The sequence below is a fragment of the Streptomyces sp. NPDC006207 genome, from assembly GCF_040613835.1.
Classification (GTDB): domain Bacteria; phylum Actinomycetota; class Actinomycetes; order Streptomycetales; family Streptomycetaceae; genus Actinacidiphila.
Map to the genome: position 1 here is coordinate 1 of NZ_JBEXSX010000152.1, position 1404 is coordinate 1404.

Sequence of the window (1404 nt, forward strand, 5' to 3'; positions counted from 1 at the left end):
GGCCGCCTGACCCCCGTCGAATTCGAGACCGTCATGACCCCACCGGCCGTCCAGGCCGCGTGACCGAACCTGTCACCCAAACCTGCAGCAGACCCTTGGTACTGGCGGACGAGCCAGCTATGAGCTGCTATTTGCTCGAGCATCGGGCCTTCCTACGCTGGCTCGCCGCCGACTCTGCAGCCACATTGAAGGCCGCAGCGGAGACTGTCCTTCGAGACCCCGACACCCCGTGGGAAGAATGTGGCACGTGGGTGTCGGACGGCCCGGCCGTGCTCTTTGACTCCGCCGCGGCTGGCGCCGAGCTGAACGTGGAATATCCCGGTGGTGGCATGCCCGCGCAGGCGCCGGTCCTGCTGCCCGCCGGCCGCTGGAGGGTCCGCGCCGTTCACACCGAGGCGGACGAGGACAACTGGGTCGGCTTGGTACAGCTTCTTCCCGCGGATGGCTAAACAGGTGGTCGAGATTGGTCCTGGTCGCCAAGGGCAGTGGCGGCGTTGACGTGGGTCTCCGCGGTGTAAGCCCGTGCAGGACCAAAGGAGGATGAGAAGGGTTGCAGGAACCGTGCATGCGGTTCGGTCCACCTTGATCAACCCGTGAGGGTTGCGGGACTGTCGACTCCTCGCGGTGCTCAGCTACCGTGCGGTCCATGCCTTTTGCGCTGGACACGCCCCAGGGAACGGCCGAGTTGGCCGAGTCGTTGTTGCCGCCGCTTGGGGACCGATGGCTGCATACGCAAGCCGTTGCAGCGCGTGCCCGTGAAGTGTCTGCGGCGGTGCCGGCGGATGAGCGTGATCTCCTCGTGGCTGCCGCCTGGCTCCATGACATTGGCTACGCCCCGGGGCTGCGAGGCACCGGCTTTCACCCGATCGATGGCGCACGGCGCCTCGAAGCTCTGGGCGCCCCCGATCGGCTCGTGCGCCTGGTCGCCCATCACTCGGGCGCCGTCTATGAAGCGGAGCAGCGCGGGTTGTCGGCGGAGCTGGCCGTGTCATTTGGCGGGTCAGGCCACCGGGACAGCGCCACCCCCATCGTCACAGTCATCTGGTGATGTCAGCCACGACCAAGCCAGCGCCTACAAGATGCGGGCACACCCCCTGTAGCTCGCGCCGGCAGGCTTTCGGGACCGCTGCGGCGGGTTGGTGAGAGCTGCCGTCGTTCGCCCCCGTTGCCTCAGCGCTGCCGTCGCTGCCGTCGCTCGACCGAATGACTCACGTGCACGCTTTCCAAGTCTGCGTATGCCATCACAGGTCGGTACGGGATCATTCCCCTCTGTTCACGTTGGCTCGTTCGTGCAGGTTCCGGCCGGAGGCTGGGCTTGATTCGCTTTGGCGGACATCCGAGATCTGGGGTTCAGCCCCGGGAGGATGTCCATCATGGAGAGCATGGGGAAGAAGAAGCCACGCC

The 1404-nt window shown here is 66.4% G+C and carries 2 protein-coding genes; both read left to right on the plus strand.

The genetic code is table 11. The annotated features are described in order from the left end of the window. The first annotated feature begins 59 nt into the window (after nucleotides 1–59). Nucleotides 60–449, plus strand: a complete 390-nt coding sequence (locus ABZ312_RS45090) for an Imm21 family immunity protein (RefSeq protein ID WP_500440229.1) — start codon at nucleotides 60–62, stop codon at nucleotides 447–449. Nucleotides 450–646: 197 nt separating this feature from the next. Beyond that, complete coding sequence (locus ABZ312_RS45095) at nucleotides 647–1048, plus strand: HD domain-containing protein (protein ID WP_500440228.1); 402 nt, start codon at nucleotides 647–649, stop codon at nucleotides 1046–1048. The last annotated feature ends 356 nt before the right edge of the window (nucleotides 1049–1404 follow it).

Excerpts from the sequence above, each read along its gene's own strand:
- ABZ312_RS45095 (WP_500440228.1), top strand. The coding sequence starts at position 647 with ATGCCTTTTGCGCTGGACACGCCCCAGGGAACGGCCGAGTTGGCCGAG.